This is a genomic window from Mycobacterium simiae, from assembly GCF_010727605.1.
GTDB lineage: Bacteria > Actinomycetota > Actinomycetes > Mycobacteriales > Mycobacteriaceae > Mycobacterium > Mycobacterium simiae.
Map to the genome: position 1 here is coordinate 5,234,200 of NZ_AP022568.1, position 21,599 is coordinate 5,255,798.

Below are 21,599 nucleotides of genomic sequence, written 5' to 3' on the forward strand. Positions count from 1 at the left end.
TCAGCTTCTTATAAGTGCGACAACAGGCGGTGTCTCCACGAAATTCGCAGTGTCCCACAGGGTTGAGCACAACGACATTGGGATAACACTGAAAACCGTGACACATGGAACTCGTATCGCAGCAGCGGCAGCCATGCTCGCCGCGGCCTTGGGGCTAGCAGGATTTGGCGCCGCCACGGTGACGGCCGCGCCTGGTCCCGCACCTGAGTATCACTGGTGTCCTGGACAGTCCTGGGATCCGGGATGGGGACGGAACTGGGACGCAGGGCGGTGCCACGACGACTTCTACGCCGATGGTGAACCCCACGACGCACTCCACTGGCACGGTGCGGGACCTTGGCGGCCGTGATCAGGACCACCGCGTAGCAGCCGCCGACGTCGCTGACGCTCAGTGAACTAGCTGAGTTCCTCTCAGTGGCCACAAATACGGCGATGTCTTGGGCACTTCGGAACAAAACGCCGCTGTCGGCATCGCCATGTGCTTCTGCCTTTGAAAGCGGTGCGCCACTGCGCCACCGCTGGCAGTGTATGTCTTGAAAATAGGACGCAATAGGGGTGCTACGGCGGGCCCAGTGCTATGGCTGTCAGTTCGAAGCGATCAGCGGAGAGTGCGATGGCGCGCTCATCACACGAGCCGAAACCGTATGAACGACAACGTACTTCCGGCGAGCCTGGGTTTGACGGCGAAGCCGTTGAAGGTGATCTGTTCGCCGGTATCGAGCAGGACGGTGCAGCTTGTTTGACTCGACGAACCACGCTTCATCGTAACCAGCGCCTCCGCGCCGTCATCGACGACCACCGCATCAGGCAGGGCCCTGTCCAGTCAACTCGCTATACCCACGACTCGAAAGCGCAGGGCCAGATCGATATAGGTCTGCTGATGCGGTCGACGCCGGTCGGCCGGCACAAGGTCGCAACCCGGCGAAGTGGGCGAACGGCGGACCGATACGCGTTGCGGGTAGGAAGTCGCTGGTATTGGCGTAACAGGAAGAATTATCCCGACGAGTTCAAGAGTGATGCCGTCGCGCTATACCGGGGATACCGAGGGTGCGACGATCACGCAGATTGCTAGCGAGCTTGGCGTCAGTGAGGCCACGCTGTCGGGGTGGTGCAGGCTCGCCGGCGTGGCGATCCGACACGGCAAGCCCGGATCAGCGAGTATGCCCGCAGCCCGGATGGAGACGCGTGAGCAGGAGCTGATTCGGTTACGCGCTGAGGTCACGGCGCTGCGTGGGGATCAAGCCCGGCTGGCCACTGAGCGCGACATTCTGTCGGTCGGCGGCGAAGTATTTCGCTGGGCAGACGAACTGGTGAGCCGCTCTCAGTTCGTCGCCGTTCACCGGGACGCCTTCGAGGTCAAGTGGCTGACCCGACCCGACGCGGCGTGTGGGGGCGACTTTTACCGTGAAATACGGTGCAGGACAACGGAAGACGTGGATTACTGGCAACCCGCCATGTTCGATTCCGCCGTATTTCTCCCGATACGCAGCGATGCATCACTTGAGATGTGGTGGGGAGCGGCACTGATCGCCGGCGTGGCTGCAGCCTGATCAACCGGAGAGCCCCTGCCGAGGTTTCGAGGCAACTTGGGGCCCAGTTGCTCTCACGTCGCAGCCCACGAAAAAAATTGGGTAGAGTGATGATATGGCTACAAAGAAGGCTGGCGGCGCTAAGAGTGCGTCGAAGAAGGTGGCCGTCAGAGCTCCGGTGAAGAGGGCGCCCACAGCAAAGGCGGCCGTGGTGGGGGCCCGGAAGGGCCGGGTGGCGGCTGATGATCCCTTGTCTGAACAGCGGGTCCTGTACCTCGCGAACGTGTTCTCGCGTGCACAGCTGGCGAAGTTGATTGGCGTCAGCCCATCGCAGACCTCCCGATGGGCATCAGGCGAAGAGCGTCCTGGCCCCACCGCAGCTCCGGCGCTAATTGATCTAGAACATGTGTATTCGCGCGCGCGCTTGGTGTGGGGTGGCGACTCAGCGCGTATCTGGATGGAAAGCGCTAACGCCTTCCTCGGGGGAGCCCGACCGCTTGATGTTCTAATAACTGAAGGAGCCTCTCGGGTCCTTCAAGCGCTTGACGCAGAGATGTGGGGCGGGGCGGCGTGAGTGCTGGTATATCGCGTCTTTCCCTACCTTGAAGCAGCTCCGCTCGGCGAGCCGGGGCATCCTCTCTATGAACACCGCCCGCAGCGCGGTGGCCGGGCTGACCACCCCGACTCCTACGTGTGGTACGTGGCCCGCCAATCCGAAGCCGCATGCGGCGAGGCGTTCGGCAACCTGTCGCGCTGGATCGATTCGATGTTCGATTTTCCGGCAGTACACGGTGCACGGAAGACGCTCGGACTGTATGAACTGCCCGACGATCTGCGCATTTGCGATCTTGATGATCCGCACCGCCTAGTAGAGCTAGGGCTTCGACCGACACAGATCGTCACTCGCAACCTGGCAGTCACTTCGGAGTGGGCGCACCGGATCTGGTCTCAGCGCTCTCCTGCCATTGATGACCGAAAATGGCAGGCGGTGCAGTGGTGGTCCTTCCACCGGCCGACTTGGACCGTCATCGCCAGCTGGGAACGGCCCGAGCTCGTCGAACTCGAGCATCTGAACCTCGACCATCCAGCCGTTGTCGCGGCAGCCAAGAGTCTCAACCGCCCTCTATAGACAATCTGGCTCCGGAAGGGATCTGCGACCTACCTGACGCCGCCAAGGGCTTACCGGCGTAGTCATAATCGTCGTCAACGAACGAAAACCGTTGGACCGCAAGTTCGAGTCGTCGCGCAGAGCTTGGCCGGCTGATCGAGGAGGTGCGAGCCTCGGGGGAGTCGGTGATGACCTCGACGCCTGGCCGGGCGAAGGTCATTCTGATGCCTGTCGATGAATTCGACTCGTTGCAAGAGACGCTGCATGCCTTGATGCAACCCGACATTCTGAAGGAACTGGCGCAGGCCGACAGAGATTATGCGGCAGGCCGGACCATCAGCGGGGAAGAGCTTCGCGTGCGGTATGGGCTTCCCGGACGCAAACGGAAGCTACAGGGTTCGAGGACCACTAAGGGAATGCCGTGAATATTGCTTGGGCACAACAGGTTTGGGGTCGGACGTATTTGGCCCAGGTGTTGCCGGCTTCGGCGGCGTGTTTCTGGATGACTTGGTCGCTGTAGCCGAGCATTTCTGCGACCAGGGGGAGCTGGCATCTCAGAGACGAGTACTTGTAGGGCATCCAAGCGCGTATCGACTCGTCGGCAATCCACAACGGGCGAGTTGTCGTGTACCGCGACAACACGAATCCGATGCTTTTTAGTTCGAGGTGAGCGTCATGCGCGACGGGCAATGACCAGGCCGCGACGCACCAAGGTGCGCATCATGGAGCCGCACAAGCCTGCTTCGGTGCCGATCTTCGAGCTCCCGCACTACTCGGTGCCGCTGCGAACGGTGTGGAGAATCGGGCCGGGACGCGCAACTCGGTTGCGGAGTCGTGGCATGCTTCGAACAGCAGCACGCAGAGCAGACCCGTCGACGCTGGCCCCGGTTGGCGAGCACGTAGCCGGCGCTGGCTGCACCGACCGCAATGAAGTCGAATACGCCCGCGTCCGCTGGCCGCCGGTCTTACAACGCCGTTGGGAAAGTCCGGATGCGTTCCTGAGCGTCGCGCACCGCGACCGTGGCCGGTGTCACCGCGAGGTGAGATCACGAAGCCGATGTCGCCGCCGCGTGCCGTTCGATGCTGTCGGCGAACAGCAGGGTTTCCCGCCGGTTGTGGTCCGCGACGGCCTCTTGCAGGGCCGCGGCCGCATGCTCGAAGGTTTGGCCGGCCGCTTCGAGCATGTCGAGGAAGCCGTGGGTCGGGTAGCTGATCACCAGGTTGGTGAATCGGCACGTTCCGCCGTCCTCGGCGGAGACGCTCAAATCCCAGATGACCTGGATCTTCGACCAGCCCAAGGGGGTTCGCAGGTCACTCATCGACACCAGGTGGCAGTGGTGTGGCTCGTGCAGTTCAGCGACGTAGTGCTGAACCACCAGGGCGCCCCCGATCTCTTCGACGTTGATCGACATCGGCCGTCCGTCGTCGGTCGTGGTTGATCCCGCGGCGAGGTGATCGGGCGGAGCGCAGCGTTGGTATTCGGCGTCGGGCAGATTGAGTACCCAGTCGGCGATGTTCACGCTGCCGATCGGTGCGTGGATGGTGGCCGCCTGCGTGCTGTGTACCAGGACCAGGTCGGTCCGGACATCGGTAATTGTCATGCGCTTACTCCCCTGGAATCCCGTGTGGCTCAGCGCCCTCGGTCGGTCGACAGATCGCGTCATCTCGTCCACCCATCGGCGCATCGACAGCAAGATTAGGTCGACTCTGGACACCCGCGATTGACGATTCGTGCGTCTTCGATTGCCCATCCGCGCGAACAGATCACGGGGAGTGGCGGGCCCAACCGGGGCGCGCACCGGTATTGCTTGGTGAAGACGCGGCTGAAGTGCGGCAGGCTCACGAAGCCCCATCTCGCGGCGATGTCGCCTATCGGGTCGTCGCTGGCGACGAGGTCGGCATCGCAGCGCGCCAACTACGCCTTCCTAAATGCTGCGCAATTGGCTGCTAAGTGTTGAGTCCAACACCCGCTGGGAGGATGAATCGGGTCCGATCAAACCGGCGAGACCGGTGAGAGTGCTGGAACTCAGACCCGCTGCGACCCGGGCAATTCGTCACTGTGACGTATTGCCAGAGATATGGCGGAAGGGAGGAGCGGTCGCGGAAGGCGGTTCTCAGAGATATCGAAGAGCGGCACACTCAAGGACTTCACCCAACTGCCGAATCATTCATTAAGTGATTGAAATGTACGACGGCCTCGGAGTACACAACCCTTGCGACGGATAACGACTGCGATACGAACGCCGGTCCGAGCCGTCGCGACGGCTCAAACCCGTGTTGTCTATGAAGCTCATCGGTAGTACGACGGCGCAGAACGCACCCTGAAATCAACAACATCAAGGGGTGCGAGCGCTTTCATCTAATGCGACTCGGTGTACGTGTATGCCGATAAGCGACATTATGTCAAGTAAAGTACTGCATATTGCATCAGATGAATCAGCATCCGCCTCCTTGCGTGTCCTGTCTCGGTCGATTTGGCGGTTATCGCATCGAACGTGGCGGGTCGAGGGATGGCGCGGCGATTCTCAGTCGGACCGGCGGAGGACTCGTCGGCCGCGCGGGTCACTTAATTCTCTTGGGTGACTGTTGTTTTCGAGATCCTCACTGACATCGTGTTCGTCGTCGTCGGCCCTGCAGTCCTTGCGATCATGCGCGACGTCACAGGTGTAGCGCGGGATGGGGCGCGACACCCTGACCAGCGCGGCGGTGCAGCTCGCGAGGAACGCACGATGGGATGACCTAGCATTAACAGCGGAAGGGAGCATCATGGGAAGCGCTCGTTTGGGGGCTATCGCCATTGACTGCCCAGATCCAGTCGCACTCGCCGACTTCTATAAGAATGTCCTAGGCCTGGAAGTGGCACTGTCCTCTGACGAGCTCGTGGTCCTGAGCGGTGCAGACGTCTTCCTGACGTTCGAGCGGGTCGCGGAGCATGTGCCGCCCACGTGGCCGGCGGCGACCGTGTCCAAGCAGCTACACCTCGACTTAGCTGTTGCCGACCTCGATGCCGAAGAAGCGCGCATCATCGCATGCGGCGCCGCCAAGGCCGACGTTCAGCCGCGGCCGGACCAATGGCGGGTCCTCATCGATCCGGCTGGTCATCCTTTCTGTATCACCACATTGCTGCCCTGACTTCAGTGCACTCTGGCTGAGGAATTCACTGAGGTGCAGTTCAGGTCGTTCGACTTCATCTACGGCCTAAAGTCGTTAAAAGTGACCTGGTAAAGGTTCGCCGTCCGGGCAACGCTGACAAGCACGTGGCGGCCGGGCGGGTCAGCGTTCACAAGATAGTGAGGCCTTCGTGGAACATCTCGATCAGCTCGAGGCCGGGCGGACGGCCAGTAGCAACCGCGCCGCGGTGCTCGATACGCGCAGCCGGTAGGTGCACCGCACCTTGCCCGCGTCGGCCGATCACGATCACACGTCGCTATGGAGGCGGCGAGGGTTGATCTGATGAATCACGTAGGGTCCGCCACATACTCTCCCGTAGGCCAGTCCTCACCGGCACACCAACCTGGCGCAACACCCCCGCCATCCGGGGCCCACTCACCATCCCCACCCAATTCACAAAACAACAACCGACCCAATAAGCCGTGCGACTGCATGGAGGCTTGATCGACTAGCTCGCGTTGGGATAACCGCACCCGGCTGAGTCTGCGCGCGCGTAAGGGTCCTCCGTCGGTTCGGCGCGCTCCCGCCACCCTATCAAGGCGCAGCGTGACCAGATAGATGCCGCGCCAAGCCTCGCGGGGTCGGACGGTGTCCCTCCCCGGAATGCACGGCCCAAATCAACGCATCGAAGCACAGATCCACATAATCCTCGAGGGTGAGATCGTGGTTGATGCCGAGCCAGTCGATTGCTACCTGGTCGACGAACCCCGTCCAGCCGCGCAGTGCGACACGCAAAGTGGCCGACTCGGCATGTTCGGTTTCACCCAATGCGCTCAACAGCCGACCTAGTCCTAGTTCACGAGTGTCGGCGTAGAACCCGCTCAGCTCAGGATCCTGCAAGCCGACCCGCAGCAACGATTGCATAGCCACCGGATAGCGAGCCAGATACTGCAGATAGCGGCTCAGTGCACCGCGGACTTGGAGTTCCGGCGTCGCCTCGGCCGGCAACGGCGCCACAAAACGGTCGAGCTCCTCGAGGAGGTACTTCAGCGTGGCGACGTAGAGTCCCCGCTTATCCTTGAAGTGGTAGAACACCAGACCGTGGGCCACGTCGGCGTCGCCGGCCACCTCATCGATATTGACCAAATCGTAAGGCTGCGAAGCGAATAACTTCGCAGCAGCGGCGATGATTTTCTGACGCTTCGAACGTCCCCGTGGCTGGCGTCCACGCACAGATCGCGGCGATGAACGGCTTGCGTCGCGATTGGTCACCAAAACCGCCGCGTCATTGAACCTTGCCTTTCACGGGTGCCAAATCTTGACTTTGAGTCAGGATTGAGCGTTACTATAGCACCTGACACCCCACGCCAGCGGGGAAAACACCACCGAGGGCTAGCTGGCTTCCGCACCAAAGTAGGCAAAGGGATCGCACTCATGAACACCGATCGTCGCGTGCCGGACTGGCTCGACACCACGCTCTACCCGTTCGACAACCACTACCTACCCATCGACGGCCACACCGTGCACTACATCGACGAAGGCTCCGGACCGGTGTTGCTGCTCCTGCACGGCAACCCCACCTGGTCGTTCCTCTACCGCAACATCATCGCCGAGCTGTCGACCCAGTTTCGCTGCATCGCAATGGATTACCCCGGGTTCGGCTTGAGCACCGCCGGCCCCGGGTACGGCTTCAAACCCGAGCAACACTCGCGTGTCGTCGAGCACTTCATCACCGAACTCGGGTTGTCGGACATCCGACTCATGGTGCACGACTGGGGTGGACCAATCGGGCTTGGCGTCGCCGGGCGCCGCCCCGACCTCATCCACTCCCTGATCATCGGAAACACCTGGGCATGGCCAGCACAGGACATCGCGCATATCGCCATGTTCTCTCGCCTCGTCGGTAATCCATTGAGCCGCTGGCTGATCCGGCGCTTCAACGCGTTCGTTGTCTGGCTGATGCCCACTGGCGTCACACGCCCCATGACCCCCGCCGAAAAGGCTGCCTACCGCGGACCCTTCCCCACCCCAAAGTCACGTCAACCGACGGCGATTTTTCCGCACGAAATCCTGGCTAGCCGTGACTACCTCGCCCAGGTTGAGTCGGGACTGGCAAAGCTTGCGGAGAAGCCGACGCTGTTGTTGTGGGGCAGCGCCGACACCGGCTTCAAGGACAGCGAACGCACACGGTTCGAAGCCGCCTTTCCCCGCCACCACACCCGAATCCTGGACGGCGCCAAGCATTTCATCCAGGAATGCGACCCCCAGGCAATCAGCGAGGAAATCCGCAAGTTCGAAGAACACCCCACCCCAGCCCCCACGAGATAGCTGATCCGTCCACCCCGCATCTATGCCCGCGTCATGGGATTGCTGCACCGCGTTGGCTCCGAAACCGAACAACTCCTCGTCGAACGGGGTACTGGGATTTTGACCCACGCTGCACATCTTGCCGACGGGTGTGGTGCCCTGGCTGCCTAACATTAAGTCATGGCGATGCAACGGTTGGGCTTGGTCGTCGTCGCTGTACTGGCCGTTGCAGGCTGCTCACGACCAGACGAAGCTGTATCGGCGCAGGCTACTCTCACGCCGGCCGCGGTTAGTCCCCTGCTGTCGAAGGCCACCTGGGCTGATGGTGTATGGCCGTTCACCGTGCCCGACGGAGTGTTGAAGTGCTATATGCAAGACAGCATGCAAACGTTCACCTCCAATGGAATGGAGTATGGGCTCAACGCCACCGCGAGGCGGTTCGGCCACTTCGCAGACCTCGAGGACATTGCGCCGCTCGCCTCTCCTCCCGCCTACGTCGAGATCAACGCCACCAGATGGCCCGTGAAGACCTACGCCATCCTCGAGGCGGGATTGGTTGTCGAAGATCCGGGTAGCTCGGCGACCGCGTCGCCGCCTTAATCCCCCAACCCGCCACCTGAACCCGCTCCCGGGATCGGTCGCGCGTTGGGGCGACACGCGGTGCGTCTCCCACTGCGGCTCGCCCGTCAGCTGGACCACATCTTGACCGCGTATTGCGCTCTTTCCAACCGATTGCGTCGCCCGCAGCGCTGTGGCATTGCGAATACCGCTGCCCGGCCAAAGGGCTTGGGTCCCGTGACGCACGAGCGGAGGGGCCCTATGTAAGCGTTGAAAGAACGTCGCCCGGTGTGCGGGTTGACCGGATCAGTGATCTGTGATCGCTAACTCATTGTCAGGGCCGTGCCGACGGCGACGCTAATCACCACCATGAGGGACACCAAAATCACCGTCATCGACGCGCCCACAATCTCTTTTTCCGTGAGGCGCCAGCACGGTTTGCCGACAAGAACGGTGTCCCCCAGGGGTGCAAATGCGTTCATTGCCGCGACCGCCAAAAGAAGATCGTTCGCGTCGTCCGCATCCTTCTCGATTGCCTCAAGCGCGGCGATTTCCGTCGTCATATGAACCCCCACGATTTGTGGTCGCCAATAGGCGTTATCTCGTATCTCCACGGTAAGAGTGCGAGATCAAGGTTGCGGCAACGCTCCTTAACGGTCGGAGCACAACCTCCCGGCTCTGGGAACAATGGACCATGCAAAGCGCCCGTCCCCTCGAAATCACCCTCGACATTGCGTTGGCCACTCGGCGATGCTGAAGGCATGACATCGGGACTGGCGCGCTCGAATACGACGGATTCGCATATGCAGGTTACCGGTATATTTGGGGTTCCCGGTGCGGCGAAAACCGCGCTGGGAAATCCCTGCTAGCGCTTATCTCGAGGCAGGTTAGAGTCGTTGCCCGGCGCGATGTGTCTGAGTCGCGGATCTGGCCGGCGAGAGCGTGAATTCGGAGTTCACCGCCGCCGTTGTTTGGCAGAATCTGGCGGGCTCGATCAACTGCCTCAGCCTGAGCGTCTAGGGCGGGGTCAAGGTGGCGTGCAAGGCGCTGCGTGTGGGGCCACGGATGACCCGCACCGCGGGTGGCGGCTCAGCGGAATCAAGAGGAAGGATGCGCGGGCTGGTCAGCTCGTAGCGCTTGCCTTGATGTACGACAGGTGCAGAGCCGGCCGATTCGACATTGCGCACCCAATCTGACTTCGTGCCGTAGTTCAGCACTTCGGACAACGTGCCGCCTACGACGAATGCCACAACCGGCGTCTGGTAGCTCTTTCCGGACTTGCGGCCAGTGTGTTCGATGATGGCCATATGGCGCAGGCGAGGAGCCAAGACCCCCTGGACTAGCGGGTTGGTCACGCGTTTGTGAATCGCGCAACTGTCCGCATTGCCCGTGGGCCGAGCATTGATGCGGTCCTGGCCGCGGTCGCGGCGATCGAATGCGCGACTCGGTTTGGCACCTTCTCGAACTTAGTCGGTTCCGCACAAACCTCGGCCCGTTCCCGGTTCCAGAGAAATGAGGTCGATCAGATCCTGTCCCATCCGGCTTCCTCCACGGCCAGGATGTTGGCGAGCGTGCGCCAGCGGCGGTGACGGTGGCGAAACATGAGTCTGATGAAAAGGCGCGTCGGGGCTCCCTTTAGCCCATCGTCGGTTTCGATTTCATCTATATAGCGGCAGCTGTGGTCGTCGAGGGCTTCGAAGGTGAGCCGGTGGTTCCAGGTGCGCACAGGTCCACCATGTTCTCGCGTGTAGATTTCGGTGGCGTCAAGTCGGACGACGATCAGGTGATGGATCCATGACGGAATCACGCCCAGCCACCACAGACGCGCTGATCCCTGGGTGCCGACTTCTATCGGCTCAGGGACGACCTCGAGACGGTAAGCGCGGAGGTATGGGCTTAAAACGAAGGCGATCATCGCCGGTTTGCGTGCCAGCGCCGAGGCCGTGGCTGCCGAGATTGGAAGCTCCGTAGTTAGGGTTACCTTACTCATTGGCGTATGGTGCGCCAGCCAAGAGAGTTATGCAATGACTCGCCAACCCTACGGACCGCCGTGTCTCACTTCTAGTGAAATGAGACAGGGCCGACGCGCTAACCCCCGCGCTCAAAATCGCAGGTGGCGCCGCCTCATATTCTGTATCGAATCTCTCCGCGGTTATGGACCGCTGGCAAGCGCAGAGCCTCGAGTAGTGGCGGCCGCCGGCAGATCGGCCGATGGAAACCACGTAATGGATGCGGCTACGCACGCGGGCCAGCAGCACGCTGACACGGTCCGCCAACTCAAATGAGACGGACACACTCGATTGCGTCTCACTCAAGCTGGCGGTTCCCTGCATAAGGCCGCCAAGTTAACAGCGAACGGACCTGGCCGTCACGCTCGCACGCGACAGAGGTTTGGCAGCGCACCTTGACGGGGCACGCCTCTACAACGCGGCCGTCGCGTCCGGTGCCACACTTGCAGAACTGTGCGCACCATTCGACACCGTCTCGATCTGTTTCTCGAAAGGCCTTGGAGCGCCAGTTGGTTAGGTACTAGTAGGCAGTCAGTCGCTGATCATTCGCGCAAGACGCTGGCGCAAAGTCCTTGGCGGGGGGATGCGCCAATCAGGGGATCCTAGCCGCAACATGCCTCTATGCGCTCGAATATAACGTCCGGCGCCTCAGCGAAGACCACGCCAATGCCGCCCTCCTTGCTGAGGCACTCGCGCACGTCGAGCAGGCGACCGCCATCTCACACGCGACCAACATGGTGTTCGCACAGCTCCCCACCCCAGACTGCGAACCCCTCGAAAAGTGGCTTCATAGCGGCGGAATTGTCGCCCAGATCCGACCGAAACACGATTCGACTCCCAGGGGGCAAGTCGGCGCTTGCCCGTCGACTTGTCGAGCCCAAATACGCTGGGACGCTGAAGGTTCAGCTCTTCGGCAGTTGAACTTACATTTGGCGAATACGTCACAGCGACGGTTACTTCACCAACTATGCTGTGCAACAGCATCTTCCAACATTATGTCATGGATAATCTACATTATCCATGAACTGGGCAACTAGTTACTAGTTACTAGTCGCAGTTGCGGTCATGGCTGACAATCACTGCTCAAAGTCCGTATTCGTCACGGCTGGGTCATGCATGGGATCTCCTTTTGGTTGTCGATCAACGCGGTGGGCCGGCGTCGTGCGGGATGTTGATCCCAAAACGAGTTGCGTGACCCTCGAATCCCTGTTCACCCACTCGGTACGGCCGACGGCGGAGCGGTTATAAGATCCGTTGCAGCAGAGCGAGGAGCTGCTGTTGCTCTTCGAGGGTCAGGGGCGCAAGCAGCGTGTCGGTGGTGTGGTCGGTGGCGATCTTGATGTCGTCGACCGCCCGCCTACCGCGAGCGGTGAGTTCGAGTTCGTTAAGCCGACGGTCAGCCGGAGCCCTCCTGCGCCGGACCAGGCGGTTGCGTTCAAGTTCGTCGGCGGCCAACGACATCGTGCTGCGTTCCAGCCGCATCTGTTGTCCGATCATGTGCTGACTTGTCGGTCCTTGAGCATCCAGCAGCAGCAGCATCCCCGCTGCGCGGACCGACAGCTTGGCTCCAGCCAATTCTTGACCGAACAGCTCGATCGCCCGCGCGCTGACCGTCCCCAACAGAAAACACACATGGTCTGCCAGGACTGCAGGAATGGGTACCGCAGCAGCGGTCCCTCCGGTCGACGCCGGCGTTGCGCCAGACTGCTCGATGTTGCGTGCCATGCGCGCTCCCGTCCCGGTGAAGATCAACGGACCATTTTAACGCGTCGACCAATGGATCATCTTCGTCTGAGATGGTTTGACACTCCGCATAGTGGCTGATCCGCCTCGAGACCGGCTGGGCGCGGCCGGGGGGCTTGGCCGCCAGCCTTGATGTCACTGGACGTCGTTCTCCGGGACGGTCGCCGCGAACAGACCCTCTTGATCTGATCGGCGTCTCGGCGCCTAGCCGACCGGGGCCGGTGCCAGTCTCATCATCATCCGGCCATAGAATACTTTATTGATCGGAGCGTTCATTTGATGGATTATTGTGTCAACCATCGAGCGGCTGATGATGCGGCAGGCTGCCGCATCGAGGAAAGGAAACACCGTGAAGCTCAGAGGCAAGTTCGCCGTCGTCACCGGCGGAGGGTCGGGTATCGGGTTGGCCATCACCAAGGCGCTCCGTTCCGCCAGTGTCGAGGTCTTGATCGTGGGACGCGACCCCCGGCGGCTGGCTACGGCGCAGGGTCGTGATCCCGGCATCAGCACGTTCGTGGCCGACCTTACCGACGAAGGCGATCGGGACCGCCTCGTCGAACATGTCGCCGGCGGCCGCGAGCTAGACGTTTTGGTCAACAATGCCGGCACCATGACCGACATCGATCTGCACGACCCATCCGCCCTGCTCGCGATGGAAAGCGAATTGGCACTGGACCTCTCGGCGCCGATGCATCTGACCATGTCGTTGCTGCCCATTCTTCGGGGCCGGCCGGAGGCGGCCGTAGTCAACGTCAGCACCGGCCTGGTTTACGCGCCGTTCGGCCGGATGCCGGGGTATGCGATCGCTAAGGCTGGCGTGCATGCCTTCAGCCAAGCGTTGCGGCACCAAACCCGAGGCGACACCCTGCACTTGCTCGAGGTCTTGCCCCCGACCGTGGACACCGAACTCACCAGCAAGTACGGCGGATCCAAGATCAAACCGGACAAGGTCGGCTCCGCTGTTGTGAAAGCTCTGACTAACGACACGACCGAACTGCGCATCGGGCAGACGAAGTTCCTGTACGCGATGTCAAGGATCGCTCCCAACGCCATCTTCACGATGATGAACAAGGCCGCTGACAGCCTCGCGGCGAAGGCACAGTCATGAACGCCGCCCCCGCGGTGCCTGATTGGCTCGACACCACGATCTACCCGTTCGACAACCACTATCGGCACATCGACGGCCACACCGTGCATTACATCGACGAGGGCTCCGGACCGGTGCTGCTGCTGTTGCACGGCAATCCCTCTTGGTCGTTCGTCTACCGCAACATCATCACCGAGTTGTCGACCCAATTTCGCTGTATTGCCCTGGACTACCCTGGCTTCGGGCTAAGTACCGCTGCCCCCGGCTACACGTTCAAGCCGGAGCAGCACTCTGATGTCGTGGAGCGCTTCATCACCGAACTCGGGTTGACTGACATCCGACTGATGGTGCATGACTGGGGCGGACCGATCGGGCTCGGTGTTGCCGGACGCCGCCCCGATCTCTTCCACTCGCTGATCATCGGCAACACCTGGGCCTGGCCGGCACAAGACATCCCGCACGTGGCCATGTTCTCCCGCATCGCCGGTAACCCCTTGAGTCGCTGGCTCATCCGGCGCTTCAACGCCTTCGTCGTCTGGTTGATGCCAGCCGGGATCACTCATCCCCTGACGCCGGCCGAAAAAGCGGCTTATCGCGGGCCTTTCCCCACCCCGAAATCACGTCAACCCATCGCGGTCTTTCCGCGCGAAATCCTGGCCAGCAGTTACTACCTCGCACAAGTCGAGTCAGGACTGGCAAAGCTCGCCGACAAGCCCGTGCTGCTGGTATGGGGCAACGCCGACATCGGGTTCAGAGCCAGCGAACGCAAACGGTTCGAAGCCACCTTCCCCCGCCACCACACTCGAATCCTTGGCGGCGCCAAGCACTTGATTCAAGAATGCAATCCGCGAGCAATCAGCGACGAAATCCGCGCGTTCGAACGACACCCACCCCAGCTCGCCCCATAAGAAAACACCCGCTACGGGTGTCACGCTGCGTCGTGCCGATGCCAGCAATCCCAAAACGCCACTGGCGTCGAGCTAGGCCAAGGAAAACAACTGCGACCGAAGGAAACCGATGACCACACTGCAGGAAGCTGTCGCACTAGCTGAGGCTGAACGAGGGGTTGCCGTCGTCTCGACGCTGCGAGCCGATGCCACGATCCAGTCGACCGTCGTCAACACCGGCATCATCAGCCATCCCGAATCCGGCGAGCCCGTCTTGGCATTCGTGTCCCGAGGCAAGGTCAAACAAGCCAACCTGCGGGCCCGACCCCAAATCAGCACCACCTTCCGTCACGGATGGCGCTACGCCACTGTCGAGGGCCGCGCCGAGATCGCCGGCCCCGACGACCCACAACCTTGGCTGGACTCCGAACGCTTACGCCTGCTGCTGCGCGAGATCTTCACCGCCGCCGGCGCCAGCCACGACAACTGGACCGACTACGACCACACCATGCGTACCGAACGCCGCGCCGCCGTGTTGATCCGGCCCACCCGCATCTATGCCATCGGCAACTGACCACGGTGACAGCGAATTGCACAGGCCCACAGCATATTCCACGAAATCAGTAACGCCATGACACACGTCGGCGACTAGTAGCTACTATCACCAGCTGTAGGTTCTCAAACTGCGCGACGGATCTCGACGTCTTTAGCAGCAGGTTTGTAAGCTTCTCATGAAGATGGCGGGTGCGTTTTCTCATCTTCGTGGCGGATCCTAGGACCGTAGCGATGCGTGTTGCCTACTGGTCAATCAAAGGTTGCGCCAAACCCGCGATGAACAGATCGATCATGCCGTGAACGTCATACTCGGGATCGGCTTCGACGCCGATGCACAGGTTGCCGACGCCGTGCAGGAAATCGAGCGTCCGGACGTCGCCCCGCGGAAGACCCTTCGCCACGGCAGCTTTCAGCATTCGATCGCACACGGGCAACAGGCGTTCAAGGAATTCGGCATGCAAAGTGTCGAAGCCGGCCTGGTCTGAGCGCAACGCCCGGGCCAACCCGTGCTTGGTGACCAGGAAGTCGGCGAACCGGTGAACCCACGACCGCAACGCTGCATACGGATTCTCGTCGGGTGCCGGGACGATCGCCTCCAGCGAGGACAGCGCATCGAGTTGATGACGAAAGACCGCCACGACGAGATCGGCGCGGGTGGGAAAGTGCCGATAGATGGTGCCCACCCCGACGCCAGCCTCGACCGCGATCTCACGCACAGGGGCGTCGACCCCGCTGCGCACGAACACCGCTGCGGCGGCATCCAAAAGCGCTTGTTCGTTGCGGCGAGCGTCCGCGCGCTTGGCCGGGCGTGCCCGAGCGGCCGGAGCCCGAGGCGTCACACTTCTCCTCTTTCGATCAAGGTTGAAAAACGGAGCGCTGTTCCGCTACGCTAGCGGAGCGACGTTCCGGTTCCATCCTAGATCACCGGTCACCCAATGACTCAGAAGAGGTTCGACACCATGAGCACCACTCTCGCGACCGCCGACGACATCGACCGAATCACGCCGGTCATCTCAGTTCGACCGGTGACCCTGACCGCGCCCGGCCGTGGTCACGACCTACAGGTACGCGTCTCCGCACCCGCGCGCGGCCGAGGACTGCCGGTCATCGTCTTCTCCCACGGCATGACGCTGACGATGGACGATTACGTCCCCTTGAGCGAATTCTGGGCCTCCCGCGGGTTCATCGTGATCCAGCCAACCCACCTAGACTCGCTCGGCCTCGCCCCAGACGACACGCGCGCCCCTGACATCTGGCGGATTCGGGTCCAGGACCTGACTCACATCCTCGACCAACTCGACCGGGTCGAAGCAGCCGTGCCCGGCCTGGCCGGACGCATCGACCGCGGGCTCGTAGCAGCAGCCGGACATTCATGGGGAGCGCAGACCGCCAGCATGCTCGCCGGCGCCCGCATCATCGAAGACGGCCGGGCACCGGGGCAAAGCATGGCAGACCCACGGGTAAAGGCCGCACTGCTGCTCTGCTTGCCCGGAACCGGGGGCACCGATCTGACCCCGTTGGCCACCGAGTACTTCCCTTTTATGAACCCTGATTTCACCAATCTGACGACCCCGAGCTTGGTGGTGGCAGGCGACCGCGACCAGTCCCCCCTCAGCACGCGCGGTCCGGACTGGTTTACCGACGGCTACCGGCTCAGCCCGGGCGCACGGGACCTGCTTGTTCTGACGGGCGGAGAACACGGCCTCGGCGGCATCCAGGGCTACAACGACACCCGCACCACCGACGAGAGCCCAGAGCGCGTCGCGATCGTCCAGCACGCCACGGTGGCCTGGCTACGAACCGCACTCGGTATCGATCGCAGCGCATGGCCTTCCGAGCAACAAAGACTTGCCGCCACCCCCGAGCAGCTGACAAGAGTCGACTCGAAGTAAACGAATCCCTACTTCACCTACGCTCGCGGACACGATCCATCTACCTGCTGTTTTGCCAAGTTCTGATCAAAATGGCGGACGAATTTCTCATCTTCGTAGCGGATCCTATAACCGTGCGTTTGTACAGATCTCAATCGCCGCAACAGGAGCCGCTGCAGCTCGGAGGCAGGCGCAGGCCAAGGCCGCCGACGTCGCTAGTCCCCGGCTAACGCGTCACCGTGATGTTTCGTGCCTAAGGGCCAGGTTTGCCCGCCGGCTATCTCGAATTCGGTGCGCGACAACATGTACCACGCTCCACGCCCGTACCGGTGACCCGCCATATTCGATTCCGCCGTATTCAACGGTGGAGTGCGACCGATGACTGGCGGTGGTGCTCGGGCGGGTTGTTCAAAGAACGGGCGATTATCCGCGCCTGGGTCACCAGCAAAATAGGCTCGCATTGATTGCTGCGGTCGTTACAGGTGCCTTGCCGTGTTGCCGGGAGGAGCGGTAGCGGCGACGAGGCGTTGTCTAGTCGAACTCTGTGGGCAGCGTGGGGTCGCGGTGGTGGCCGAGTGCTCGTCGTAGCTGGCTCTGGTTGACCCGTCCGAGTGATAGTGGCGGGAGTTCGTCGAGGCCGAACCAGCCGGTTTCGAGGGTCTCCAGCGGGGCGGGCGCTTCGGCGGCACCGTTGGCGTGGCAGAGAAAGAAAAGCTTGTAGACGTGTATAGGCATCGACGGCGGGTTGGCCTGCAACTCGCGGTCCCGGCAGGACATGAGCTTGACCGCCGAGGTCCGGTATCCGTCCTAAGCGAGTGCGGCGAGCCTGATTCCCACCCGGCGCACCGCATCAGCTGATGAACTGGTCACCTGACAACCCTAACGGCACGTATTCGAGTGGGCGTTGCGGCTGAGTCTCGCTGGTCGGAATTCGCTGCTGGCGAGCGATATCCGTATCCTTGTGGGCCTCGCACGCGCGGGTGGCTGGCTATATGACCACGAGGGCTGACTTTGCTATGAATTCTATTGCCGCACAGCATATTAACGAGTATGAACGACTTTGGTCATGGGTGACTGCTGATATCCATGAAGCGATGTTGTGCTGAGAAGGTGCCTGGAGCCGTTCGGGCACGTATCGATGATTACCTCACAGCGCTACGTTGGATGGCGCTGTCGCCGACTTCCATGGGATCACAAAGACCCGTTCGATCGCGTCATCGTGGCCCAGGCGCTGCGCCGCAATCTCACTATCGCGACCCGCGACGCCAAGATCGTCGACGCCGCCCTTACACCCACGCTGCAAGCCTAAGCCCCTCCCCCGCCCCTGGGTTCACGTGACGAACAGTCCAAACGCGGACCGATGCGAGTCCATCGCCCGGCACGATCGCTCGTGCTCTAGGCAGATCCCCGCCAACCTAGCTTGACCAACGCGTTGTGGCCCAGACCGATTGGCTGTTGAAGAATCAATCCTGCTTGTGTGGCAACGATTTCCGATAAGCACTCAGCGGCTCAGAACGCGGCTTTGGCTGCCGTATTCAACTCGCAAACGCCCGAGATCATCGACGGTTGGTTGAAGGAGCGGGCCGGTGAGCCGGTCAGCAATCCGGTACAGCACTGGGTTTCGTGCTGGCCGTCGCTCGTGCCGGGACCTCCGTCACCGCTTGCCAGCTCGACCGCACCGGCGCCACGAACTGCGCGAGGATGCCCGCCGGTATCGGCGTGCTAGTGCCGACATCACACGGCGGCCGCCGTCCCTGTCGGTAGTGCGTGCGGAATAGCACGTCCCAAACCACGGTGATCTCCCCGTAGTTGTTGTTGCTCTCGTCGAGCAGGCGCGAGTGATGCCAGCGGTGAACGCCGGGAGTGCAAAACAACCAGTCGAGAGCGCCACAACGCAGGTCGACGTTGCAGTGCGACAGCAAGCCGACGAAGGTGGCGAACGAGAACAGCCATACCACCATGTCGCCAGGCGCGCCGAGCAAATACAGCAGGGGCATCGAGAACACAATCATCCCCGCCGAGTCGACAGGATGAATGCGCCCAACGTTGAGACACCACAACCGCGGCACGCTGTGGTGGACGGCATGATACGGCCACAGCCAGGCGACATTGTGGAAAGCGCGATGGCCCCAGTAGGCGCCAAAATCGCCGACCAGCACCACCAATGCGATCTGCGCCGCCGCGGGCCAGTCATGCGGCCACAGCGCACCTCCGACGTAGCGGGCGAGCCACTGTGCCACGCCGACGGTGCAGGCCATCACGAGACAGTCGGCCAGCGCTCCAGGCAAGCTGGCACCGATCAGGCCGAAGACTACATCGTGGGTGAGCTGGCCGTCGGAACGGACCCATTCGCGCTCGAACGGCATAAGACGCTCGAGTCCCCCCAGCGCTAGCGCAAGGCTGAAGAAGACGCAGCCAAGGATGACGGCGCCGTTGATCCCGTGGCGCAGGCCCACGGCGGTGATTGCACAGCAGACGGCGCTTAGCAACGGCCACAAAAGCCAAGAGGCAGCGAGGCGCATGCACCGAGTTTAACTTGTCTGAGGTTCAATTCTGTTGCATGACAACACATCTTTCAACTCTGTCCGGCAACAGTTTCCTGCCTAGTTAGCGCGAATCGTGCTGCGGTGGTGGGCTGTTCGAAAGCAGAAGCTGCGGCCAGAAATGATCGTTGGGGTTAGGCAGTGTGAATGCTTTTTGGCCTGCGACGGAGGCCATGTGAGAGGTCAAGGCCTGTTCGGGCATCCGGGCGGTCGCGAAGCTAGCCACAATGCTTAAGGCGGTGGGCCGCAGGTTGACCAGGGTTTCGATGACTGCTGACTAGCGGACTAGTCGTGAGGCTCGGCGTCGGCGGGCTGCAGTGAAATCCGCGAAGGCGGTTGATAAGTCGGGCGTGCGGTTCACGAATTCGGCGACGAGTGCAGCGTCCTCGCACGTGGCCGGCTTCGCACCCGGACCCAGTGTTTGGCCGGCGAGCTGCGGGCATGCTGAATCGCCATGAGCGGTTCGCCGAGTGCTCGGATGAATCGCTCGCCCGTGGTCGCCGTAGCCAGGTGCCGTTGCGCCAGCGCACAGCGCCCACGGTGACGCGCCCGCCAGCGGCGCGGACCCTATCGTCGACCTCGAGCTGGTCGAGGGCGGCTAATGCATTGGGCCAGATGCTGATCCCACGCCCGCAGATGTGTCGGTCCGCGTTTCGAGGACGGTGACGTCGTAGCCACACCGACGCATTCCGATCGCTTTTGCCAGGCCTGCACTCTCGGCGCCTACAATGACGATCCGTTCGCTCACACTGGCGAACTTAACTCGTCGTCATCGTGTGCGGCGAGACGTGCTGCGATTAGCGCGCGACTGGGTCTCAGTTGCACTGGCGGCGAGTACAGTCTAGATCGAAACCTCGGCCAGTAGGCCTGGGGCGGCGATTATGTCGCCGATGAGGTACCGGTCGTCCCCGCGCGAGATTGACGGCCGATCACGCCATGTCGTTCCTAGGTCGAGCGCCCCGGTCCGGCAGCGCGGTCTGCTGCCGACGCCGGGTCACGCTCGACCACCGCGATCACGGCCGCCAAGGTCCCGCACCGTGCCAGTGGAGTGCGTCGTGGGGTTCACCATCGGCGTAGAAGTCGTCGTGGCACCGCCCTGCGTCCCAGTTCCGTCCCCATCCCGGATCCCAGGACTGTCCAGGACACCAGTGATACTCAGGTGCGGGACCAGGCGCGGCCGTCACCGTGGCGGCGCCAAATCCTGCTAACCCCAAGGCTGCGGCGAGCATGGCTGCCGCTGCTGCGATACGAGTTCCATGTGTCACGGTTTTCAGTGTTATCCCAATGTCGTTGTACTCAACCCTGTGGGACACTGCGAATTTCGTGGAGACACCGCCTGTTGTCGCACTTTGTAGCTCGCCCGGCAATCCGTTGTCGGGGCGTTCGGGGGCTGTTCCGCTTGATGGCCCAGTCACAACGGCGCCGGCGGGAACTCGTCAGGTCAATGGCGGGTTACCTGATCCGGTGTGCATGCTCGGAGATCGCGACAGCCGGGTGACGCAAGGAAACATTGCGTCGACCATTTGCGAAGCAGGTTGGAGCAAACAAGTCCGACCGCCGGCGAGCGTGACGGAGCCAATCAAGAAGGAGCGGATGCGCGTCTACGGCGTGTCAACGCCAGCGAAATCCGTTGAACTGGACCATGAAATTCCGATCGGCATTGGCGCAGCAACGTCACCTGCCAACCTGTGGCCTCAGCCGTGGGATGGTGGCGCGGGAACGCACAAGAAAAGATGAGCTTGAGGAAATATCGCATGACTTGGGATGGAGTGGCGAGCTGCCGCTCGCCCAAGCACAACACGAGATTGCGTCCGACTGGCTGGCCGCTTATCGAAAGTACGTCGGCTAACTGACGCGTAGTCGTCGGAGTGTCGCGTTGCTGGTACCGAAGAGTCAAGCAGCGGCCACGGCGCGCCCAGTGGGGGTGGCGGTGTCGATGCCTTCACGCGTAAGGCGCACAATAGGATTCGGCGTTCACCGAGTTCTGCTATGCCGCAGGTCACTTCGGCGACCTGCGGCCGAGTCGATCGAGGCGGTGTCGCCGGCGCGACCATGGTCAAACATTGCCGCCAATCCGAATCGGGCGGTCCTGGCTGAACCCGAGAGTTATCGGTGGATATCCGTCCCTCCTCGATGCAGGCGGCGGAGAGCAGGATCGGCACTCCGGCCCGCCGGGCCGCGGTCGCTCGGTGTCAGTGTGCCGTCTGAGGTTCGGCTTGCGGGCAGACGATCGAGGCTATGGCACGATTGAAATCGAAAGGTGTTGGGACGTCACAGGCGAACCGTCGCAA

General features: G+C 61.9%; 27 protein-coding genes and 1 pseudogene. 15 read left to right on the forward strand and 13 right to left on the reverse strand.

Annotated features, from left to right (window positions below):
* Window positions 1–625 precede the first annotated feature (625 nt).
* Window positions 626–799, reverse strand: coding sequence for a hypothetical protein (locus tag G6N33_RS24315; protein WP_155945865.1), 174 nt, complete (start codon window positions 797–799; stop codon window positions 626–628).
* A gap of 214 nt (window positions 800–1,013) precedes the next feature.
* On the opposite strand from G6N33_RS24315, the gene G6N33_RS24320 reads away from it, so the two are divergent.
* From G6N33_RS24320 to G6N33_RS24335, 4 genes are all read left to right on the forward strand, one after another.
* Window positions 1,014–1,550, forward strand: a complete 537-nt coding sequence (locus G6N33_RS24320; protein WP_101528746.1) for a hypothetical protein — start codon at window positions 1,014–1,016, stop codon at window positions 1,548–1,550.
* Between the two features lie 436 nt (window positions 1,551–1,986).
* Complete coding sequence (locus tag G6N33_RS28115) at window positions 1,987–2,103, forward strand: antitoxin Xre/MbcA/ParS toxin-binding domain-containing protein (RefSeq protein ID WP_231382648.1); 117 nt, start codon at window positions 1,987–1,989, stop codon at window positions 2,101–2,103.
* Entirely contained in the window at window positions 2,104–2,658 is a 555-nt protein-coding gene (locus tag G6N33_RS24330; RefSeq protein ID WP_081661965.1) for an RES domain-containing protein, read from the forward strand.
* A gap of 167 nt (window positions 2,659–2,825) precedes the next feature.
* The gene (locus G6N33_RS24335) at window positions 2,826–3,062 is read left to right on the forward strand and encodes a type II toxin-antitoxin system Phd/YefM family antitoxin (protein WP_231382406.1); all 237 of its coding nucleotides are present in this window, start codon (window positions 2,826–2,828) and stop codon (window positions 3,060–3,062) included.
* A gap of 621 nt (window positions 3,063–3,683) precedes the next feature.
* On the opposite strand, the gene G6N33_RS24340 is transcribed toward G6N33_RS24335, so the two are convergent.
* Window positions 3,684–4,238 carry a hypothetical protein gene (locus G6N33_RS24340; protein WP_179962648.1) on the reverse strand — a complete coding sequence of 185 codons (555 nt, stop codon included), beginning with the start codon at window positions 4,236–4,238 and terminating at the stop codon, window positions 3,684–3,686.
* A gap of 95 nt (window positions 4,239–4,333) precedes the next feature.
* Window positions 4,334–4,552 (reverse strand): helix-turn-helix domain-containing protein, encoded by a 219-nt coding sequence (locus G6N33_RS28035; protein WP_044506195.1) that lies wholly within the window; start codon window positions 4,550–4,552, stop codon window positions 4,334–4,336.
* Window positions 4,553–5,403: 851 nt separating this feature from the next.
* Between G6N33_RS28035 and G6N33_RS24350 the strand changes: the two genes are divergently transcribed.
* A complete protein-coding gene (locus G6N33_RS24350) occupies window positions 5,404–5,769 on the forward strand; it encodes a VOC family protein (RefSeq protein WP_044511856.1) in 366 nt (121 codons plus the stop codon).
* 573 nt (window positions 5,770–6,342) lie between these two features.
* Here the strand turns inward: G6N33_RS24350 and G6N33_RS24355 are convergent.
* Window positions 6,343–7,020: a TetR/AcrR family transcriptional regulator gene (locus tag G6N33_RS24355; RefSeq protein WP_163771676.1), complete on the reverse strand. Its 678-nt coding sequence runs from the start codon at window positions 7,018–7,020 to the stop codon at window positions 6,343–6,345.
* Between the two features lie 162 nt (window positions 7,021–7,182).
* On the opposite strand from G6N33_RS24355, the gene G6N33_RS24360 reads away from it, so the two are divergent.
* Both G6N33_RS24360 and G6N33_RS24365 read left to right on the forward strand, forming a co-directional pair.
* On the forward strand, window positions 7,183–8,076 hold the full coding sequence (locus G6N33_RS24360; RefSeq protein WP_044506193.1) for an alpha/beta fold hydrolase: 894 nt from the start codon (window positions 7,183–7,185) through the stop codon (window positions 8,074–8,076).
* A gap of 159 nt (window positions 8,077–8,235) precedes the next feature.
* Window positions 8,236–8,655 (forward strand): hypothetical protein, encoded by a 420-nt coding sequence (locus G6N33_RS24365; protein WP_044506191.1) that lies wholly within the window; start codon window positions 8,236–8,238, stop codon window positions 8,653–8,655.
* Between the two features lie 281 nt (window positions 8,656–8,936).
* On the opposite strand, the gene G6N33_RS24370 is transcribed toward G6N33_RS24365, so the two are convergent.
* The 4 genes from G6N33_RS24370 to G6N33_RS24385 form a co-directional block, all read right to left on the reverse strand.
* Complete coding sequence (locus G6N33_RS24370; RefSeq protein ID WP_044506189.1) at window positions 8,937–9,176, reverse strand: hypothetical protein; 240 nt, start codon at window positions 9,174–9,176, stop codon at window positions 8,937–8,939.
* Window positions 9,177–9,423: 247 nt separating this feature from the next.
* Window positions 9,424–9,594 (reverse strand): DUF2188 domain-containing protein, encoded by a 171-nt coding sequence (locus G6N33_RS24375; protein WP_081662297.1) that lies wholly within the window; start codon window positions 9,592–9,594, stop codon window positions 9,424–9,426.
* Window positions 9,595–9,629: 35 nt separating this feature from the next.
* A complete protein-coding gene (locus G6N33_RS24380) occupies window positions 9,630–9,920 on the reverse strand; it encodes a nitroreductase family deazaflavin-dependent oxidoreductase (RefSeq protein ID WP_081661963.1) in 291 nt (96 codons plus the stop codon).
* A gap of 215 nt (window positions 9,921–10,135) precedes the next feature.
* Window positions 10,136–10,603, reverse strand: coding sequence for an SRPBCC family protein (locus G6N33_RS24385; protein ID WP_044506185.1), 468 nt, complete (start codon window positions 10,601–10,603; stop codon window positions 10,136–10,138).
* A 401-nt stretch (window positions 10,604–11,004) separates the two neighbouring features.
* Here G6N33_RS24385 and G6N33_RS28040 point away from each other — a divergent pair, with 401 nt between their 5' ends.
* The gene (locus G6N33_RS28040; protein WP_196806367.1) at window positions 11,005–11,139 is read left to right on the forward strand and encodes a beta-eliminating lyase-related protein; all 135 of its coding nucleotides are present in this window, start codon (window positions 11,005–11,007) and stop codon (window positions 11,137–11,139) included.
* Between the two features lie 55 nt (window positions 11,140–11,194).
* Window positions 11,195–11,659 carry a beta-eliminating lyase-related protein gene (locus tag G6N33_RS28045; RefSeq protein ID WP_196806366.1) on the forward strand — a complete coding sequence of 155 codons (465 nt, stop codon included), beginning with the start codon at window positions 11,195–11,197 and terminating at the stop codon, window positions 11,657–11,659.
* Window positions 11,660–11,864: 205 nt separating this feature from the next.
* Here the strand turns inward: G6N33_RS28045 and G6N33_RS24395 are convergent, their stop codons facing one another.
* A complete protein-coding gene (locus G6N33_RS24395) occupies window positions 11,865–12,347 on the reverse strand; it encodes a MarR family transcriptional regulator (protein ID WP_049918930.1) in 483 nt (160 codons plus the stop codon).
* A 367-nt stretch (window positions 12,348–12,714) separates the two neighbouring features.
* On the opposite strand from G6N33_RS24395, the gene G6N33_RS24400 reads away from it, so the two are divergent.
* The 3 genes from G6N33_RS24400 (at window position 12,715) to G6N33_RS24410 (ending at window position 14,913) form a co-directional block, all read left to right on the forward strand.
* Window positions 12,715–13,473: an SDR family oxidoreductase gene (locus G6N33_RS24400; RefSeq protein WP_163771678.1), complete on the forward strand. Its 759-nt coding sequence runs from the start codon at window positions 12,715–12,717 to the stop codon at window positions 13,471–13,473.
* Window positions 13,470–14,360 carry an alpha/beta fold hydrolase gene (locus tag G6N33_RS24405; RefSeq protein WP_044506184.1) on the forward strand — a complete coding sequence of 297 codons (891 nt, stop codon included), beginning with the start codon at window positions 13,470–13,472 and terminating at the stop codon, window positions 14,358–14,360. The genes G6N33_RS24400 and G6N33_RS24405 overlap by 4 nt, the downstream gene beginning before the upstream one ends.
* A gap of 109 nt (window positions 14,361–14,469) precedes the next feature.
* A complete protein-coding gene (locus G6N33_RS24410; protein WP_044506182.1) occupies window positions 14,470–14,913 on the forward strand; it encodes a TIGR03618 family F420-dependent PPOX class oxidoreductase in 444 nt (147 codons plus the stop codon).
* 223 nt (window positions 14,914–15,136) lie between these two features.
* Here G6N33_RS24410 and G6N33_RS24415 read toward each other — a convergent pair whose 3' ends face one another.
* Window positions 15,137–15,733, reverse strand: a complete 597-nt coding sequence (locus G6N33_RS24415) for a TetR/AcrR family transcriptional regulator (RefSeq protein WP_044506180.1) — start codon at window positions 15,731–15,733, stop codon at window positions 15,137–15,139.
* 120 nt (window positions 15,734–15,853) lie between these two features.
* On the opposite strand from G6N33_RS24415, the gene G6N33_RS24420 reads away from it, so the two are divergent.
* A complete protein-coding gene (locus tag G6N33_RS24420; protein ID WP_101528743.1) occupies window positions 15,854–16,786 on the forward strand; it encodes an alpha/beta hydrolase family protein in 933 nt (310 codons plus the stop codon).
* A gap of 510 nt (window positions 16,787–17,296) precedes the next feature.
* On the opposite strand, the gene G6N33_RS24425 is transcribed toward G6N33_RS24420, so the two are convergent.
* Entirely contained in the window at window positions 17,297–17,542 is a 246-nt protein-coding gene (locus G6N33_RS24425) for an NUDIX hydrolase (RefSeq protein ID WP_049918928.1), read from the reverse strand.
* Window positions 17,543–17,903: 361 nt separating this feature from the next.
* Between G6N33_RS24425 and G6N33_RS24430 the strand changes: the two genes are divergently transcribed.
* Window positions 17,904–18,074, forward strand: coding sequence for a PIN domain-containing protein (locus G6N33_RS24430; RefSeq protein ID WP_231382405.1), 171 nt, complete (start codon window positions 17,904–17,906; stop codon window positions 18,072–18,074).
* Between the two features lie 286 nt (window positions 18,075–18,360).
* Here G6N33_RS24430 and G6N33_RS24435 read toward each other — a convergent pair whose 3' ends face one another.
* Window positions 18,361–19,221 carry a sterol desaturase family protein gene (locus tag G6N33_RS24435; protein ID WP_163771680.1) on the reverse strand — a complete coding sequence of 287 codons (861 nt, stop codon included), beginning with the start codon at window positions 19,219–19,221 and terminating at the stop codon, window positions 18,361–18,363.
* Between the two features lie 525 nt (window positions 19,222–19,746).
* Window positions 19,747–20,056: pseudogene (locus G6N33_RS28050) on the reverse strand (FAD-dependent oxidoreductase); the annotation flags it as partial.
* Window positions 20,057–20,592: 536 nt separating this feature from the next.
* On the opposite strand from G6N33_RS28050, the gene G6N33_RS24445 reads away from it, so the two are divergent.
* The gene (locus G6N33_RS24445; RefSeq protein ID WP_163771682.1) at window positions 20,593–21,045 is read left to right on the forward strand and encodes a hypothetical protein; all 453 of its coding nucleotides are present in this window, start codon (window positions 20,593–20,595) and stop codon (window positions 21,043–21,045) included.
* The last annotated feature ends 554 nt before the right edge of the window (window positions 21,046–21,599 follow it).

What these genes read in the sequence shown, in the direction of transcription:
- G6N33_RS24365 (WP_044506191.1), top strand. Translation starts at nt 8,236, where the DNA reads ATGGCGATGCAACGGTTGGGCTTGGTCGTCGTCGCTGTACTGGCCGTT.
- G6N33_RS24340 (WP_179962648.1), bottom strand. Translation starts at nt 4,238, where the DNA reads ATGACAATTACCGATGTCCGGACCGACCTGGTCCTGGTACACAGCACG.
- G6N33_RS24370 (WP_044506189.1), bottom strand. Translation starts at nt 9,176, where the DNA reads ATGACGACGGAAATCGCCGCGCTTGAGGCAATCGAGAAGGATGCGGAC.
- G6N33_RS24380 (WP_081661963.1), bottom strand. Translation starts at nt 9,920, where the DNA reads ATGGCCATCATCGAACACACTGGCCGCAAGTCCGGAAAGAGCTACCAG.
- G6N33_RS24445 (WP_163771682.1), top strand. Translation starts at nt 20,593, where the DNA reads ATGTCGTTGTACTCAACCCTGTGGGACACTGCGAATTTCGTGGAGACA.
- G6N33_RS28115 (WP_231382648.1), top strand. Translation starts at nt 1,987, where the DNA reads ATGGAAAGCGCTAACGCCTTCCTCGGGGGAGCCCGACCGCTTGATGTT.
- G6N33_RS24430 (WP_231382405.1), top strand. Translation starts at nt 17,904, where the DNA reads ATGATTACCTCACAGCGCTACGTTGGATGGCGCTGTCGCCGACTTCCA.
- G6N33_RS24360 (WP_044506193.1), top strand. Translation starts at nt 7,183, where the DNA reads ATGAACACCGATCGTCGCGTGCCGGACTGGCTCGACACCACGCTCTAC.
- G6N33_RS24420 (WP_101528743.1), top strand. Translation starts at nt 15,854, where the DNA reads ATGAGCACCACTCTCGCGACCGCCGACGACATCGACCGAATCACGCCG.
- G6N33_RS24335 (WP_231382406.1), top strand. Translation starts at nt 2,826, where the DNA reads ATGACCTCGACGCCTGGCCGGGCGAAGGTCATTCTGATGCCTGTCGAT.
- G6N33_RS24385 (WP_044506185.1), bottom strand. Translation starts at nt 10,603, where the DNA reads ATGAGTAAGGTAACCCTAACTACGGAGCTTCCAATCTCGGCAGCCACG.
- G6N33_RS24405 (WP_044506184.1), top strand. Translation starts at nt 13,470, where the DNA reads ATGAACGCCGCCCCCGCGGTGCCTGATTGGCTCGACACCACGATCTAC.
- G6N33_RS24425 (WP_049918928.1), bottom strand. Translation starts at nt 17,542, where the DNA reads ATGTCCTGCCGGGACCGCGAGTTGCAGGCCAACCCGCCGTCGATGCCT.
- G6N33_RS24395 (WP_049918930.1), bottom strand. Translation starts at nt 12,347, where the DNA reads ATGGCACGCAACATCGAGCAGTCTGGCGCAACGCCGGCGTCGACCGGA.
- G6N33_RS24350 (WP_044511856.1), top strand. Translation starts at nt 5,404, where the DNA reads ATGGGAAGCGCTCGTTTGGGGGCTATCGCCATTGACTGCCCAGATCCA.
- G6N33_RS24410 (WP_044506182.1), top strand. Translation starts at nt 14,470, where the DNA reads ATGACCACACTGCAGGAAGCTGTCGCACTAGCTGAGGCTGAACGAGGG.